The following is a 13,863-nucleotide window of genomic DNA, read 5'->3' as shown; positions in this document are numbered from 1 at the left end:
ATGAATCGTTTCGTTTCAATCAGGAGTGATGACCAGCGCCGGCTTCTTTCGGAGTAGCCGGTGCATTGACGACCTTTGCGAGGTACGTCACAGAAGGACGCACATTGATATCGGACAGCACGCGGAAACCACGTTCGTTCTGACGTGCAACAGATACGCGGCTCTTTGGATCATTCATGTCGCCAAAGATGATCGCTCCTGCCGGACATGCCTCTTGGCACGCCGTTACAGCTTCGCCATCCATCACGCGTGAACGTCCGTTATCACGTGCATTCCACTTTGCCTCATGGAGACGCTGCACGCAGAACGTACACTTCTCCATCACACCGCGGAAGCGATTGGTCACTTCAGGGTTATAGGCAAGATCGAGCGGTTTCTGCTCGTTCATCGCCGAATAGTTGAGGAAGTTGAATCGACGGACCTTGTACGGACAGTTGTTGAGGCAGTAGCGTGTACCAACACAACGGTTGTACGTCATCTCATTGAGACCTTCAGGTGAGTGTGTTGTGGCCGCTACCGGACACACATTTTCACACGGAGCATTTTCGCAGTGCTGACACAACATCGGCTCTACGATCGCGCCCGGCGCATCCATATCGCCTATGTAGTAACGGTCGAGTCGGATCCAGTGCATCTCGCGACCCACCAAGACCTGATCCTTCCCTACCACAGGAATGTTGTTCTCGCTCTGGCATGCGATGATACATGATGAGCATCCTGTGCAGGAGCTCATGTCGATCACCATACCCCAACGATGTCCCTTATACTCGTATGCCTTATTTGCCGAAAGGGGCGTCTTGTACTTGCCATCAGTGCCTTCATCAAAGAAGTGTTCGCTGACAACATCAAAGTTCTTGGCCTTCACATCACCAAGGGTCATCATCTTGGCAACGGGACGATCACCGTGTCCATCGCTAAGCGTATGATGCTGCTGTGTTGTGGCAACGCGGTGACGCTTTCCGTCAACAACCTTTACCGAAGAAGCGTTTGCATACGATACCGTATGTCCCCCACCGGCAAGAACATAGGCATTTGAACCAACTCCGGTCATGACCTTGCCGCCAGCCGTACGGCCGTAGCCAAGTTGTGTCACAACAACGTTGTCAGCCATACCAGGCTGCACCATCACCGGCAGATCGATAGCACCGTGTGACGTGGTAACTGTTACAACCTTCTCATTTGCCTTTGCGATGGCCTTTGCATCCTTGCCTTCGGCAAGACCGAGAGCAATGGCTGTGCTTGGGCTGATCAGCGCAACGTTATCCCAAGTGATCTTTGTGACCGGGTCCGGAAGCTCTTGAAGCCAACCGTTGTTGGCAAGCTTGCCGTCATACATCGCGATCGACGGAACCGTGAGGACCACCATGCCATTGCCTACAGAGGCCGTGGCAAGCGCTGCACCGGCGGATATGTTCATCATGCCGGATCCAACGTTTGGTGTGGCCGGGCCGATAGCGCCCTTCGTGAGCAGTGCATTCCAGGTGGTGCCCGGCATTGATGCCAGCACCGACGTGTTCGCCCAGTTCTTCACGTAGTCGGCATAGGTAGCTGTTTCACCGAGGAAGGCAGCATTGACCTTCTTGCCGATCGCGATCAACGTATCCTCTGTTGAAGGAACACCTTCACAAAGCGGAGCGATCATTGGCTGTTGGATGCTGATCGTACCATCGAATGTGCGTGCTGAGCCCCATGACTCAAGCCAATGCGAGCCCGGGATGCTTACCTGTGCGATCGATGCGGTTTCATCTTCGTAGAGATTGATCGCTGCGCGAACCGGCACCTTTGCCAGGGCCGTGCGGAAGGCGCGGTCTGACGTGTACTCTGGGTTCACGTCGCAGAAGAGAGCAACGTGGACGTTACCGGCTGACATCTCGTTGCGAAGTGCATCGATCTCGGCGGACTTCGCCTGCGAGTTCGGAAGAACATTGGCTGCATCGATCGTCTTCCCTGCACCAACAGCTCCAAGGGCAGCACTAATGTTCAGTGCAACGGCTTGTGCACGCGGCGAAAGATGACGTCCGGCAAGAACAACTGCTTCTCCTGCTGGGGCTGTCTTGAGACGTGCTGCTGCCTCTGTAGCGGCCTTTGACGTTTCCGGGGTAGCTGCAGATGCAAGGTCACCGCCGATAGCACTACCACCTGCGATCTCGCGCTCCACGGCACCGAGAAAGGCCTCGAGTTGCGACGGATGAAGGCGAACGCGATGATCAGCGTTCATACCGGTAAGAGAATACTGAGCTTCCGCTACCGTAAGATCGGACATCGTTGCATTCGCAGCCGACGGCGTGCGGCGTGCAGCGAAGCGACCCGTATGATGGAGTGCGAGTTTATCTGTACCGAGGAAGTCGGCATCAACGCTCAAGATCACCGAGGCCTTTGAGAGGTCTGGCACGATCTCGCCGTTGACGCCGAGAACACTTTGATTTGCGATGGCCGCATTGTCACAGACAATGGCAGGCATCGTAACGATCATCGTGTTTGGAACTGCCGCAGAAAGATCTGCAAGGAGGGCCGCGTACGTTGGCGAGCAATGCTCGTCCACCATGATAGCAACCTTCTTCCCTGCTCCCTGTGCTTCAGCAATTGCCTCTGCGATCTTCGATGCAGCTGCATCGAATGATGTTTGGCCATTGCCGAGACGCGGACGGCGGATACGATCCGGATCGTATAAGGAAAGTAGCGAAGCCTGCATTTCAGACGAAGCAGTACCGCAGTTGCTGCCGTGCAACTCGTTGCCCTTCACCTTGATCGGACGGCCTTCGCGCGTCTTGATGATCGCACCGTATGCTACGTTCCGGTGCGAATACACCGAAGTATAGTAGACGGGCAGACCTGGCGTGGCGTTCTCGAGGGATTTCACGGAAGGAACGAGTTTCTGCTCCGGACGGCGGCATGCTGCAGCCGTGAGAGCCATCGATGCCGACACAAGGGCCATGAAGCCGCGTCGGCTCACCGTAGAATCAAAAACGGGAGCTGACGTTGTGCCTGGTGCGAACTCGCCGGATTCCAGTGGACCGTGGGCGAGCTCATCGATGCTCTTCCACGTCGTGTTCTTGGAAGCGTGGAGCGAACGATCGGACATATGCAAACCTTGTTGGATGATCGTAGTTATCAGAAGGTCGGGATCGACCGGATCAATAATGGCAAGCCGAACAGTTTTCCGGACCAATACCGGCCTTTTTCGGATGCGGAATACCAGCAACGGTCACTGGTGGGATCGCCGTCTCGTACGAACCGAACTGCGGCACAGTGATCGGTGTTGACTCACCTACCTGTGCTGCGATCGGCGTAAAGATGTATGTGCTGTCCATCAGGTCCTTCACCTTGTGAAGCTTCCCTGTGAACACACCGGAGATCGGACGTGCACCAATGATGTTCTTCTCTGGATTGCGGTGACAGTCAAGACACCAACCCATGGTAAGGGGCTTGAACTGCGACACAACACCCATCTCTTCAACCGGACCATGGCAGCTCTTGCAGTCGATCTGCGCACGAATGTGTCGGCTGTGATTGAAGTGCACGTAGTCCGGCACCTTGTGGATACGTGCCCACTCGATCGGCTGACCCGACTCGTAGGAATCACGAACCACTTGAAGACGCGGACTTTCCGCCCTCACTGCCGTGTGGCAGTTCATACATGTCTGCGTGGTGGGTACCGGCGAATGCGCCGATGCCTCAACCCCTGCGTGACAGTATTGGCATTGGATCTGGAGCGTTCCAGTGTGCAGCTTATGTGAGAACGGTACGGGTTGTTCCGGACGATATCCAACGTCTGCAACATCGTTCCGTACCCCAAAGAATACGAGGAGGAACGCGATGGCTGCGACGGCACCGATAACAGCACCCCCAACCTTCACTCCCATGTCGAACCGGCGTGAGAACATTCGCTTCCCTTAGCGTGAAATGACCTGCAAATATACCATCAGTTGTCATTTGGATGTTGACGAAGTCTTCGTGCCACTACAACAGTGGCAACAGAAACGATCGTCAACGGAACTCCCAACATGAAGAGGATCGACCAGGAATAGGCGTCCCCAACCGAACCGTTCGCCCCTGCCTTGGTGAAGCTGTCCTTACACGCAGGACATGCCAACGTGTTTTCCACAGCGACCACAAGGAGTGCTACAACACTCACAAAAACAGTCATGAACCGTTTCATGCAACAGCGAACCATTGATACAACATGAAATACACCACCACACCTGTCACGGAAACATAGAGCCATACAGGCAATGTGATCCGCGCGATCCGACGATGTGCCTCAACACTCATCTTCAATCCTCTCCGTATCGTGATCGTTGCCAACACCGGTACGGTGATGGCCAACAGCACGTGTGTTATGAGGATGAAGAAATAGACTCCCCGCCAAACACCTGTTCCCTGAAATGTGGTATTGAACGACCCCGTGGTCTGATGCAAATGCCACTTATGAAGAAGATAACAGGCAAGAAAGATCATTGACACACAGAAGGCCAATATCATCATCATGCGATGTTGCTGGATCTTCTTTGCGCGAATGAACCTGTACCCGGTAAGCAACAAAACGGTGCTTGTTGCATTGAGTCCTGCATTCACTGCTGGTAGATCCTCCAACGTCACTTCAGCTCCGTGAGAATGGAACGAAGTTTTGCCACATCAGAAGAATCGGCACTGTCATAATACCCACGCACCTTCATGGCCGAATCCACCAACACGAATCGTGTTGAATGCATCTCCGGACTTCCGGGCGGGATCAAACCAAGTCCATTGGCAGCCACATCAAGCATTTTCTCTTGTGGCATGTTTACAAACCACCATACGCCATCCTTCGCTCCGAATTGCTCGCCATAGGTCTTCATCACAGGGGGCGAGTCAAACTCGGGGTCGGACGAAATGGATACGAATGTGAGGCGGTCTGCAAAGTCGCGCTGGAGTGTTGTCTGCACGGTATTCAATGCCGGACAGATCGTCTCACACCGCGTGAAGAAGAACGACGCAAGCCACGTATGCCCCTTCAATGAAGAAGAGGTAAGGGGCTTCCCATTCTGATCGATCCCCTCAAAGGGCGTAACCGTGCGAAGAACAGGCAACGAATCGAATGATGTTGCACTCTTCTGCTCGAGCGCATCCTTGGTGCCGCACGCACTGATGATGAGTGTCACTACACTCAGCACAGCTACGAGAGATATGGTCGGTCGATGCTTCACTTACCGCGTGTAGGTCCACTTCTCAAGGAAGTTCAGCGCAAAGCTCATCACAAAGAACAGGAAGACCGGCACATACACAAAGAAGCGCAGCATCGGGTGATCGAATTTGAGGTGCATGAAGATGTACATCACACAGATCACCTTGACCACGGCAATGACAATACCAACAAAGATGTTGATGGAATAACCGGGGATGGGGCCGAGGTCGCCGAAATGAATGAGTTCAGCGGCACCAACGGTAACAAGGGTAAGCGTGCAAAGCGTCGCAAACACCTTCATGTAGGAGGGCAGAACGTTTCCGTGATCGTTACTCATGGGGAGGTCTCCTGGTGCGCGATTATGGGAAGATGAGGTAGAGTGCCGGGAAGATGAAGATCCACATCAGATCCACGAAGTGCCAATAGAGACCGAGTGTCTCAACCTTACCGGGATGTGGATACGCACTCTTGGTGTAGGACTTGAAGAACATGTAGACCATTGGGATCAAGCCGCCTACAACGTGCATGGCGTGGAATCCTGTCATAAGGAAGTAGAACGAGAAGAATACTGTATGCTCTTCCTGTCCCGGGAACAAATGGTGTTGCCACTTGGCCGAATATTCAAAGTACTTCACGATGAGGAAGCCGAAGGCCCCAAGGATCGTGAGTCCGAGATAGGTGCGGAACTTCCCGTTGTTATGACGCTCCAAGTGGTAGATGGCCATGGCCATCGTGAGCGAGCTTCCGATGAGGATGAATGTGTTCAAAAGAGCGAGCGGCCATGCAAGTTCATGCGCGCCGTGCTTGAACACCTCATAGTTCGTGTTCCGCAACACGATGAACGTGCCGAAGAATCCGGAGAAGAACATGAGCTCGGAGGCAAGGAAGGCCCACATGGCAACCTTGCCATGCTTGACCTTTGTGACCGGCTCGTGCGAAAGATTCAATGCTGAAGACATTCAATCACCTAAAAGTTGATCACTGTTTATCGAGGAACATGAGCAGGATAACGCCCATCAGAACGGCATACGACGTGAGAAGGACACGTCTCGCAGCCGAGGCATCTGCCTTGCGTACGAAGAGTGCACTCTCGGCCGTAAGCCAGAGTCCGAGAACGAGGGATCCTACGAGATACAACCACCCTGTTGACCCAAGCATCGTTGGAACAACAAGACTCGCCAACGTCAACACACTGGTTACGGTCATCTGCATGCCAAGCGTTTTACCGCTGTCATCGCTGATAGCACGCAACACAAAGCCCCCTGCCCGATAATCGGACCGGTACATCCACGAGAGTGCATAGAAATGCGGGAGTTGCCAGAAGAAGAGAATCGCAAAGAGCGACCACGCCATGGGATCCATGGATCCTCGTACGGCGGTCCAGCCTCCAGCGAACGGAAGTGCACCAGGCACCCCACCAATGATCACGGCCAGAGAAGACTTGCGCTTGAGCGGAGTATACACAGCCACATAGCTGAGCCACGTACCAATGGCCAAGAGAAATGTTAGGACATTGATCGTTGCAAGAAGAGCCGCTCCTACCAACGTAAGAACGCCGGCAAAGATCATTGCCTCACGTACAGAGATGATACCAGCCGGTATCGGACGTGTTGACGTGCGCTTCATGCGCGCGTCGGCATCCTTCTCCATGATGTGATTCACAACACAACTGCCGCTACTGATAGCCAAGGTGCCAACCATCGTTGAGAGGAAGTGCACCCAATTGCTACCGATGGCAGCATAGGACGTTACGTCGCCCGGAATAGCAAGGTAATAGCCGGCCAAGGTGCTCATGGCAACCATCTGACTGATGCCCGGCTTGGTGAGCTCGTAGTAATGACGAAGCACGGACGTCTCTTTCTCCATCGGGAGATCAACGTTCATGGCTACGGCGTCTGTGTCGTGCATGGCCATGCTCAATGTCCCCCCTGCCCTGCCACTACACCACCAGACATCGCATTTGGCGATGGTTGGGTAAGGGGCCTGCGGAACGTGGAGTACATCGTAATGGTGTTGAGGATCACAAGGACCACACCGGTCATCACATGCAAGGTGGTTACAAGCTCGCCACGATAGGTCCAGAGGATCATCGCACCAAGGAAGACTTGAACCAGAACAAGTAGTGCTGCAAACATGGAAGACCGACGAACATCACGAGGAGCCCCGTCCCTGCGAACGATGAAGTACTGCAGGATCACGAAGAAGGCAACGAGATATGCCGTTGTTCTGTGCAAGAAATGAATGGTGACCTGGGCGTGTTGCCACAGATCAGGCGACGGAAGGAAACCGTCTTCACTCCACTGCGGGAAGGTCACACTCACACCCCATGCATCGGTGTGACGAGTAAGAGCACCAAGCACGAATTGCAAGAAGGTCAAGCCCCAGGTAAGGGCAACAACACTCATGGTGAACGACCGAACCGACGGCTGTGCACGCTTCGCATTCCACGACGACGAAGAAAGCAAGGCTATGCCGATGATGATCATCAAGAAGATCTCAGCCAACACACCGTGTGTTGTGGATGTCCAGTCAGGAAGATTGTTTCGGACGGTATACCCACCGAACGTTCCCTGCAAACACACACCCACAAATGCAGCAAGTGACAACCACACCAATCGGCTCTGAGAAGGGGCTTTTGCCGCCTTCACAAGAAATGCCGTTAACAACACACCAAGTCCGATCATGAAGACTTCCATGAAGCCGGGAGGCATGAGGTTGAGTCCAAAGATGGCTGTGATGATCGTGGCGAGAACCACGCCCACAACGATACCAATGGCACGGTGCGGACGAGCATCTACAGGTGTGATCCGAACGGCCAAGATCAGGACCACCGTTGTCACAAGTCCAACAAGACTTGCGAAGAGTCGGTGACCGTGCTCCCAGAACCGATCCTTTGCCCAAAGCCACTCCGACGGCTGATAGGTGATCATCGGAGCAAGGTTCGATGTAGGCCAATCAGGGAATGCCATTCCGCTGCGCGTTGTGTTCACATGCGCTCCCCAAACGATCAGACCGAACGTTAGAACGCACAGCGCAATACTCACGATGTTGAGCATGCGAAGGTTCCGTGTTGGTGCTGCGTTAGAGGTCATTGTTCGTTAGTGCGCGCCGAATGTGCGTGTATCGTTCTCGTCTGTTACTGCTACAGTGTGGTGATGGATCGAGATCGACTTCCCTGGTTCCCATTGCGGCCAGTAGTCAAGATCACGTCCTTCAACACCATACTCGTACGGTCCGCGATACACCGTGATGTCGGTATCGAAGTTGCCGTGACCAGGATGTGCCGGTGCTGCCCACTCGAGGGTGTTGGCACGCCATGGGTTGCGCGGTGCCTTCTTGCCGAACTTGAGCGACCACAACACGTTGAAGACAAGAATGAGCTGTGAGAATCCAAGCGCGATAGCTGCGATGGTGACGAATTCGTTCACACCACCAAGCCCCTTGAGGAAGTCGTACACATTCGGGTCATAGATACGACGCATGTGACCGCCAACGCCGAGGATGTGCATCGGGAAGAACGTGAGGTTGAACGTAACGAATGACCAGTAGAAGTGCTTGCGACCCCACGACTCGTTGAGCATCTTCCCGAACATCTTTGGATACCAGTAATAGATACCGGCAAAGATCCCGAAGAGCGATCCGCCAAAGAGAACGTAGTGGATGTGTGCTACGATGAAGTACGTGTCGTGAATGTAGATGTCAACCGGTGCCGATGCCATGAAGACGCCAGAGAGTCCACCGATGATGAACATCGACACAAAGGCTAGCGCATTCAACATAGCTGCGGTGAACTTGATGTTCCCGCGCCAGAGCGTTCCGAGCCAGTTGAAGACCTTGATCGACGATGGAACGGCGATGACAATGGTGGACAACATGAAGGTTGTGCCGAGCAATGGATTCATGCCCGACTGGAACATGTGGTGACCCCACACGATGAAGCCAAGGAACGCAATGCCTGCAATGGCAAAGACCATCGCCTTGTACCCGTAGATCGGCTTACGAGAGAACGTTGCCATCACATCAGATACCACACCCATGAGCGGCAGGATCATGATGTACACAGCCGGGTGCGAGTAGAACCAGAACACGTGTTGGAACAGAACCGGTTGACCACCACCGAAGTACTTTGAGCTGGTGACCAGATTGTCCGGAAGGAAGAAGCTTGTATGAAGGAAGTTGTCCATGAACAACATCGCAAGACCGGCCGCAAGAACCGGTGTACCAAGCGTGATGATGATGGCGGTGATGAACAATGCCCAAACGGTAAGGGGCATATCGAACAACTTCATTCCCTTAGCGCGCTTGTTCAGCACGGTGGTAACGTAGTTCACGGCGCCCATGATGGATGAGAATCCAACAAGGAAGACGCTGATGAGCCACAATGTCTGGCCCGAGATCGTGAACGTTGGAAGTCCGGTCATGGCCGACAACGGCGGATAACTCGTCCAGCCTGCAGCCGCATATCCGGTTTCGGTAAAGAAGCCAGCCATCATAATGAGTCCGGCAGGCGGTACGAGCCAGAACGACCACATGTTCAATCGTGGCAACGCCATATCATCCGTGCCGATCATCAGCGGGATGCAGAAGTTGCCGAACATGCCCACGGCAAACGGAATGATCACAAAGAAGATCATGATCGAACCGTGCATGGTAAGGAGCTGGGCGTAGAATTCCGGCGTGATGATACCACTGCCCGGTTCTGTGACCCATGTAGCCGGGAGGATCGAACCGATCACAGGGATCGGCGTGCCCGGATAGGCCAGCTGCCAGCGAATGAAGAGCGCAAACGCACCACCAACGAACAGGAAGAAGAGCGACGAAAGCAGGAACTGCTTCGCGATCACCTTGTGGTCCGTTGAGAATACGTATTTGCGATACCACGGAAGTTCGTGATGATGTGCGTGATCTGCAGTGCTCATTATATAGGTCTCCAGTTTCGCTGTGTATTAACGGAGGGATGCTACGGCAGCCGTGTCCGCAGGAGCGGTCGGTGCTGGTTGAGGTGACCGTGCAGCTTTCACCTCTGCGTTCTTGGTATCCAGCCACGTGTCGTAGCCGGCCTTGCTCATCACTTGATACTCAGCGCGCATGGCGTAGTGTCCGCCGCCGCAGAGTTCAGCACAAGCAAGTTCATACTTCCCTGTCTTGAACAGGTTGAACCAGATGTTCATCCATGTGCCCGGAACAACGTCTTGCTTCACACGGGCGTGCGGAAGGAAGAAGCTGTGAAGCACGTCTATTGAGGAGCCCCGTACCACAACATTGGAGTTTACCGGGACGCGGAATTGATTCTCTGTAATGAAGTCATCGGCTCCGGCAGGGTCCGTTGAGTCGATCCCGAACGGATTGGTTGCCGTCATCAGAGACCGAGCAGTGCGATCGTTGTAGGCATTGCGCCCGAACGACCCATCGGCACCCGGATACATGAACAGCCATCCGAACTGCTTTCCGAGGACGAGGATCTCAACATCGGCAGTTGGTACACGCTTGGAGTACTTGGTGCGTTCCCAAATGTCATCGGAGTAAAGTCCGATGGCAGCAAAGAGGAACGTTGGAAGAATGGTCCACGTGATCTCTACGATGTTATTGCCGTGGTAGTTATACCCCTTCCGGTCCGGGCTATAGCGGTATTTCACGAGGAAATATCCGAGGATACCGAAGGTGAGGAAGAAGATCGCCACGCTCACCCAGTAGATGATGGCGAACAAGCTGTCGAGTTCCGCACCGAACGTGGAGATGTTCTCCGGGAACCACGCAAGCATGTCTAAGACGTGAAGGATATCGCCCATTGGATAAAGACTCCGAGGAGGAAAATTTTCGAAAGGAGATTACGGCAGCTCAGCTTCAGTGAAGGGCTGCGTGCGGGAGGCAGTTGCCTCGCGGATCGTCTTGACTTCGTCCGGTGTTACCGCAGCGCCGGCATTCCCGAACGCACTGCGTACATACGTCAGCACATCGGCGATCTCTTGATCGCTGAGCTGATCCTTCCAAGCGGCCATCTGACCGTTGATCTGAACGCCATTACGTTCGATAGGGCCACGGAACCCATGCAGCACGATGCTGATCGGTTTTCCTGCATCCCCTGTTGCCAATGCCGAACCGGCAAGGGCTGGGATGTTGTTTCCGGGGACTCCCTTCCCGCTGCCAAGGTGGCAGGCGGCACAGATCCGTCCGTAGACGGCCTTGCCCGGTCCGCCGGCGTCGGCGGTGCCTGCTGCAGCTGCTGCTGCGGCATTTGGATCGACCCACACGGGATCGTCCTGAAGATCGGTGAAGAACCCTTGTACGTTACACGCGGTGAGGGTCACAGCGGCAACGATCGACAAACCAACAACTACAACGCGGGATCCAAACTTCTGCATGTTCACCAACCTCATCGTTAAGATGTATCCGGCCCAATCCCCAAAGTTAATAGGAGACGGCGACGTGAAAAAACGGATAGGTCATTGTGCAGATGTTTCTTCAAACCTTTTCTTCGCAAGAAAGGTTCACTGCCTCGTTCGAAACCACTCAGCAGTAGTACGGATCCCCTCTTCCAACGGAGTTACAGGATGCCACCCGGTAAGGGCAGAGAATGCCGCATGAGACCCTCGGGTCTTGGCCGGATCTCCCGGCTTAGCTGGACCGTGTATAACCTCTGCATCAGTGCCTAGGGCTGTTCTGAGCATACGAACCACATCGTTGACGCTTGCGGCACTGTTGCTACATACGTGATAGATCCCCTGCACCCGCGCGTCAAGAGCGGCGAGATTGGCGCATGCTACATCCGCCACATGGAGGTAGTCGCGTTCCTGCGATCCGTCACCATGAATCGTGGGGATAGCCCCCTTCAAGAATTTTTCGAGGAAGATGGCGATCACACCGGATTCACCATTTGGATTCTGCCTCGGACCGTAGACGTTGGTGTATCGGAGGATGGAGATGCTCATGCCGTGAACGGTGTGTTCGTAGTCGGCATAGAGTTCCATCGACCGTTTCGAGACTCCGTAGGGGGCGATGGGTCTCACAGGATGGGATTCGGTTGCCGGGAGTTGGGTGAACTCACCAAGTACAGCCGTTGTGGACGCAAGGATCACGTGTTGTACGCCGGATCTGCGGGCGGCTTCGAGGAGTCGGAGCGACCCAAGGATGTTGATCGACGCATCGTGCACGGGTTTCTCAACGCTGACGCGGAGTTCCATGTGGGCGGCGTGATGATTGATAGCGTCGAACCGTTCGTCCATGACGAACTGCGTAAAGGCGTCGGTTGTGATGTCGAGCTCAACGAACTGCGCACCATCAGGGACGTTTTCCCGCGACCCCATAGAGAGGTCATCAACGATGGTCACATCATGCCCTGCGGCGAGGTATGTTTCTGCGATATGTGAACCGATGAAGCCGGCGCCGCCGGTTACGAGGATCTTCATAGTGCTTTTGCTGCAATATCAGAGCGATGCGTCTTGCCAGTGAACGAGATCTTTGCGCACGCATCGTACGAACGTCGAACTGCGTTAGCAAGTGTATCAGCGGTGGCTGTTACACCCAACACACGTCCCCCATTCGTAACAAGTGTGTCATTGAGATTCGTTGTGCCGGCATGGTACACCGTTACATGCGGATCGGCCTCTGCCTCATCGATACCGGCGATGGGGAGCCCCTTACGATACTCGTCGGGATAGCCTTCTGATGCAAGGACCACGTTACATGCATAGCCCATGGCCACAGTGCGAATAGTGGCAGCATCGATCGCGCCGCGAGCTGCCGATGCGAACAGTGCTGCAACATCTGCATTCAAGACACTCATCACGACCTGCGTCTCTGGGTCGCCGAAGCGTGCATTGAACTCTACCACGTTCACCTCTGCACCATCGATCATCAATCCAACAAACAGACATCCGATGAAGGGGCTTCCTGCTTCCCGCATACCATCAAGAACTGGCTTCACAATCCGCGTTCGAACTGTGGCGAGGATCTCCGGGGTTACGACCTGTGTCGGAGCATAGGCACCCATACCACCCGTATTCTTGCCTGTGTCGCCGTCACCTATGCGCTTATGATCCTGAGCTGGGGCAAGCAGAACAAAATCGCGACCGTCACACACGGCAAACACACTTGCTTCTTCGCCCGTGAGGAAGCCTTCGATCACAACACCATCGCTCCCAAATGCTCCATCGAACATATCATTCACGGCAACGAGAGCTTCTTCGCGGGTGGTGGCAACAACCACACCCTTCCCTGCTGCCAGACCGTCGTATTTGATCACCACCGGCAGCGTATGGATGCGCACGTGGTCCAATGCAGCAGCTCGCTCTGACGGAGTGAACCTCCGATACGGCGCAGTTGGGATGTGGTGTTTGAGCATGAAGTCCTTGGAGAATCCCTTGGACCATTCGAGTCGAGCAGCTGCTTTTGACGGCCCGAACACATCAACGTTCTCCTCGCGGAGGAAGTCGGCAAGACCTTCGGACAGTGGCTGTTCCGGACCGATCACCACCAGCGTAACGTTGTTCTTCAGGCAGAACTTCGCTACTGCTTCGTGGTCGGCCTCATTCAGCTTCACACATTCCGCCTCCCGTTCGATCCCCGGATTCCCCGGTGCCGCCCAGAGTTTTTCACATGATGTTGATGCGACGAGTGCCTTTGCCAGAGCATGTTCCCGTCCACCCGAGCCGATAAGTAAGATGCGTTCCATGGGTGCAAAGGTACGGAGGAATAGCATC

14 protein-coding genes are annotated in these 13,863 nt (G+C 54.4%); all 14 read right to left on the bottom strand.

The genetic code is table 11. The features are described from left to right. Positions 1-19: 19 nt before the first annotated feature. Positions 20-3,082, bottom strand: coding sequence for a Fe-S-cluster-containing hydrogenase (locus tag IPI29_02165; GenBank protein MBK7411341.1), 3,063 nt, complete (start codon positions 3,080-3,082; stop codon positions 20-22). A gap of 52 nt (positions 3,083-3,134) precedes the next feature. Further along, complete coding sequence (locus IPI29_02160; GenBank protein ID MBK7411340.1) at positions 3,135-3,884, bottom strand: cytochrome c3 family protein; 750 nt, start codon at positions 3,882-3,884, stop codon at positions 3,135-3,137. A 38-nt stretch (positions 3,885-3,922) separates the two neighbouring features. Beyond that, positions 3,923-4,159 (bottom strand): hypothetical protein, encoded by a 237-nt coding sequence (locus IPI29_02155; protein MBK7411339.1) that lies wholly within the window; start codon positions 4,157-4,159, stop codon positions 3,923-3,925. Then, positions 4,156-4,593, bottom strand: a complete 438-nt coding sequence (locus IPI29_02150; protein MBK7411338.1) for a DUF420 domain-containing protein — start codon at positions 4,591-4,593, stop codon at positions 4,156-4,158. Before IPI29_02150 ends, IPI29_02155 begins: the two co-directional genes overlap by 4 nt. 2 nt (positions 4,594-4,595) lie before the next feature. Further along, positions 4,596-5,186: an SCO family protein gene (locus IPI29_02145; protein ID MBK7411337.1), complete on the bottom strand. Its 591-nt coding sequence runs from the start codon at positions 5,184-5,186 to the stop codon at positions 4,596-4,598. Then, the gene (locus tag IPI29_02140; protein ID MBK7411336.1) at positions 5,187-5,501 is read right to left on the bottom strand and encodes a cytochrome C oxidase subunit IV family protein; all 315 of its coding nucleotides are present in this window, start codon (positions 5,499-5,501) and stop codon (positions 5,187-5,189) included. Between the two features lie 22 nt (positions 5,502-5,523). Beyond that, positions 5,524-6,123, bottom strand: coding sequence for a cytochrome c oxidase subunit 3 (locus tag IPI29_02135; GenBank protein MBK7411335.1), 600 nt, complete (start codon positions 6,121-6,123; stop codon positions 5,524-5,526). A 19-nt stretch (positions 6,124-6,142) separates the two neighbouring features. Beyond that, on the bottom strand, positions 6,143-7,078 hold the full coding sequence (gene cyoE / locus IPI29_02130) for a protoheme IX farnesyltransferase (protein MBK7411334.1): 936 nt from the start codon (positions 7,076-7,078) through the stop codon (positions 6,143-6,145). 2 nt (positions 7,079-7,080) lie between these two features. Then, entirely contained in the window at positions 7,081-8,256 is a 1,176-nt protein-coding gene (locus IPI29_02125) for a COX15/CtaA family protein (protein MBK7411333.1), read from the bottom strand. A 6-nt stretch (positions 8,257-8,262) separates the two neighbouring features. After that, positions 8,263-10,083, bottom strand: a complete 1,821-nt coding sequence (locus tag IPI29_02120) for a cbb3-type cytochrome c oxidase subunit I (GenBank protein MBK7411332.1) — start codon at positions 10,081-10,083, stop codon at positions 8,263-8,265. A gap of 27 nt (positions 10,084-10,110) precedes the next feature. After that, on the bottom strand, positions 10,111-10,953 hold the full coding sequence (coxB, locus tag IPI29_02115; GenBank protein ID MBK7411331.1) for a cytochrome c oxidase subunit II: 843 nt from the start codon (positions 10,951-10,953) through the stop codon (positions 10,111-10,113). A gap of 39 nt (positions 10,954-10,992) precedes the next feature. Continuing rightward, positions 10,993-11,526 carry a cytochrome c gene (locus IPI29_02110; protein MBK7411330.1) on the bottom strand — a complete coding sequence of 178 codons (534 nt, stop codon included), beginning with the start codon at positions 11,524-11,526 and terminating at the stop codon, positions 10,993-10,995. Positions 11,527-11,652: 126 nt separating this feature from the next. Then, positions 11,653-12,570 carry an NAD-dependent epimerase/dehydratase family protein gene (locus IPI29_02105; protein ID MBK7411329.1) on the bottom strand — a complete coding sequence of 306 codons (918 nt, stop codon included), beginning with the start codon at positions 12,568-12,570 and terminating at the stop codon, positions 11,653-11,655. Further along, a complete protein-coding gene (purD, locus tag IPI29_02100) occupies positions 12,567-13,835 on the bottom strand; it encodes a phosphoribosylamine--glycine ligase (GenBank protein MBK7411328.1) in 1,269 nt (422 codons plus the stop codon). Before purD ends, IPI29_02105 begins: the two co-directional genes overlap by 4 nt. Positions 13,836-13,863 lie beyond the last annotated feature (28 nt).

The organism is Ignavibacteria bacterium (assembly GCA_016707005.1).
GTDB lineage: Bacteria > Bacteroidota > Ignavibacteria > Kapaibacteriales > Kapaibacteriaceae > UBA10438.
The sequence above is the reverse complement of the archived record's forward strand: the minus strand, read 5'-3'. Positions and strand labels throughout refer to the sequence as shown.

What these genes read in the sequence shown, in the direction of transcription:
- IPI29_02125 (MBK7411333.1), bottom strand. Translation starts at nt 8,256, where the DNA reads ATGACCTCTAACGCAGCACCAACACGGAACCTTCGCATGCTCAACATC.
- IPI29_02120 (MBK7411332.1), bottom strand. Translation starts at nt 10,083, where the DNA reads ATGAGCACTGCAGATCACGCACATCATCACGAACTTCCGTGGTATCGC.
- cyoE (MBK7411334.1), bottom strand. Translation starts at nt 7,078, where the DNA reads ATGGCCATGCACGACACAGACGCCGTAGCCATGAACGTTGATCTCCCG.
- IPI29_02105 (MBK7411329.1), bottom strand. Translation starts at nt 12,570, where the DNA reads ATGAAGATCCTCGTAACCGGCGGCGCCGGCTTCATCGGTTCACATATC.
- IPI29_02140 (MBK7411336.1), bottom strand. Translation starts at nt 5,501, where the DNA reads ATGAGTAACGATCACGGAAACGTTCTGCCCTCCTACATGAAGGTGTTT.
- coxB (MBK7411331.1), bottom strand. Translation starts at nt 10,953, where the DNA reads ATGGGCGATATCCTTCACGTCTTAGACATGCTTGCGTGGTTCCCGGAG.
- IPI29_02135 (MBK7411335.1), bottom strand. Translation starts at nt 6,123, where the DNA reads ATGTCTTCAGCATTGAATCTTTCGCACGAGCCGGTCACAAAGGTCAAG.
- IPI29_02155 (MBK7411339.1), bottom strand. Translation starts at nt 4,159, where the DNA reads ATGAAACGGTTCATGACTGTTTTTGTGAGTGTTGTAGCACTCCTTGTG.
- IPI29_02110 (MBK7411330.1), bottom strand. Translation starts at nt 11,526, where the DNA reads ATGCAGAAGTTTGGATCCCGCGTTGTAGTTGTTGGTTTGTCGATCGTT.
- IPI29_02165 (MBK7411341.1), bottom strand. Translation starts at nt 3,082, where the DNA reads ATGTCCGATCGTTCGCTCCACGCTTCCAAGAACACGACGTGGAAGAGC.
- IPI29_02160 (MBK7411340.1), bottom strand. Translation starts at nt 3,884, where the DNA reads ATGTTCTCACGCCGGTTCGACATGGGAGTGAAGGTTGGGGGTGCTGTT.
- purD (MBK7411328.1), bottom strand. Translation starts at nt 13,835, where the DNA reads ATGGAACGCATCTTACTTATCGGCTCGGGTGGACGGGAACATGCTCTG.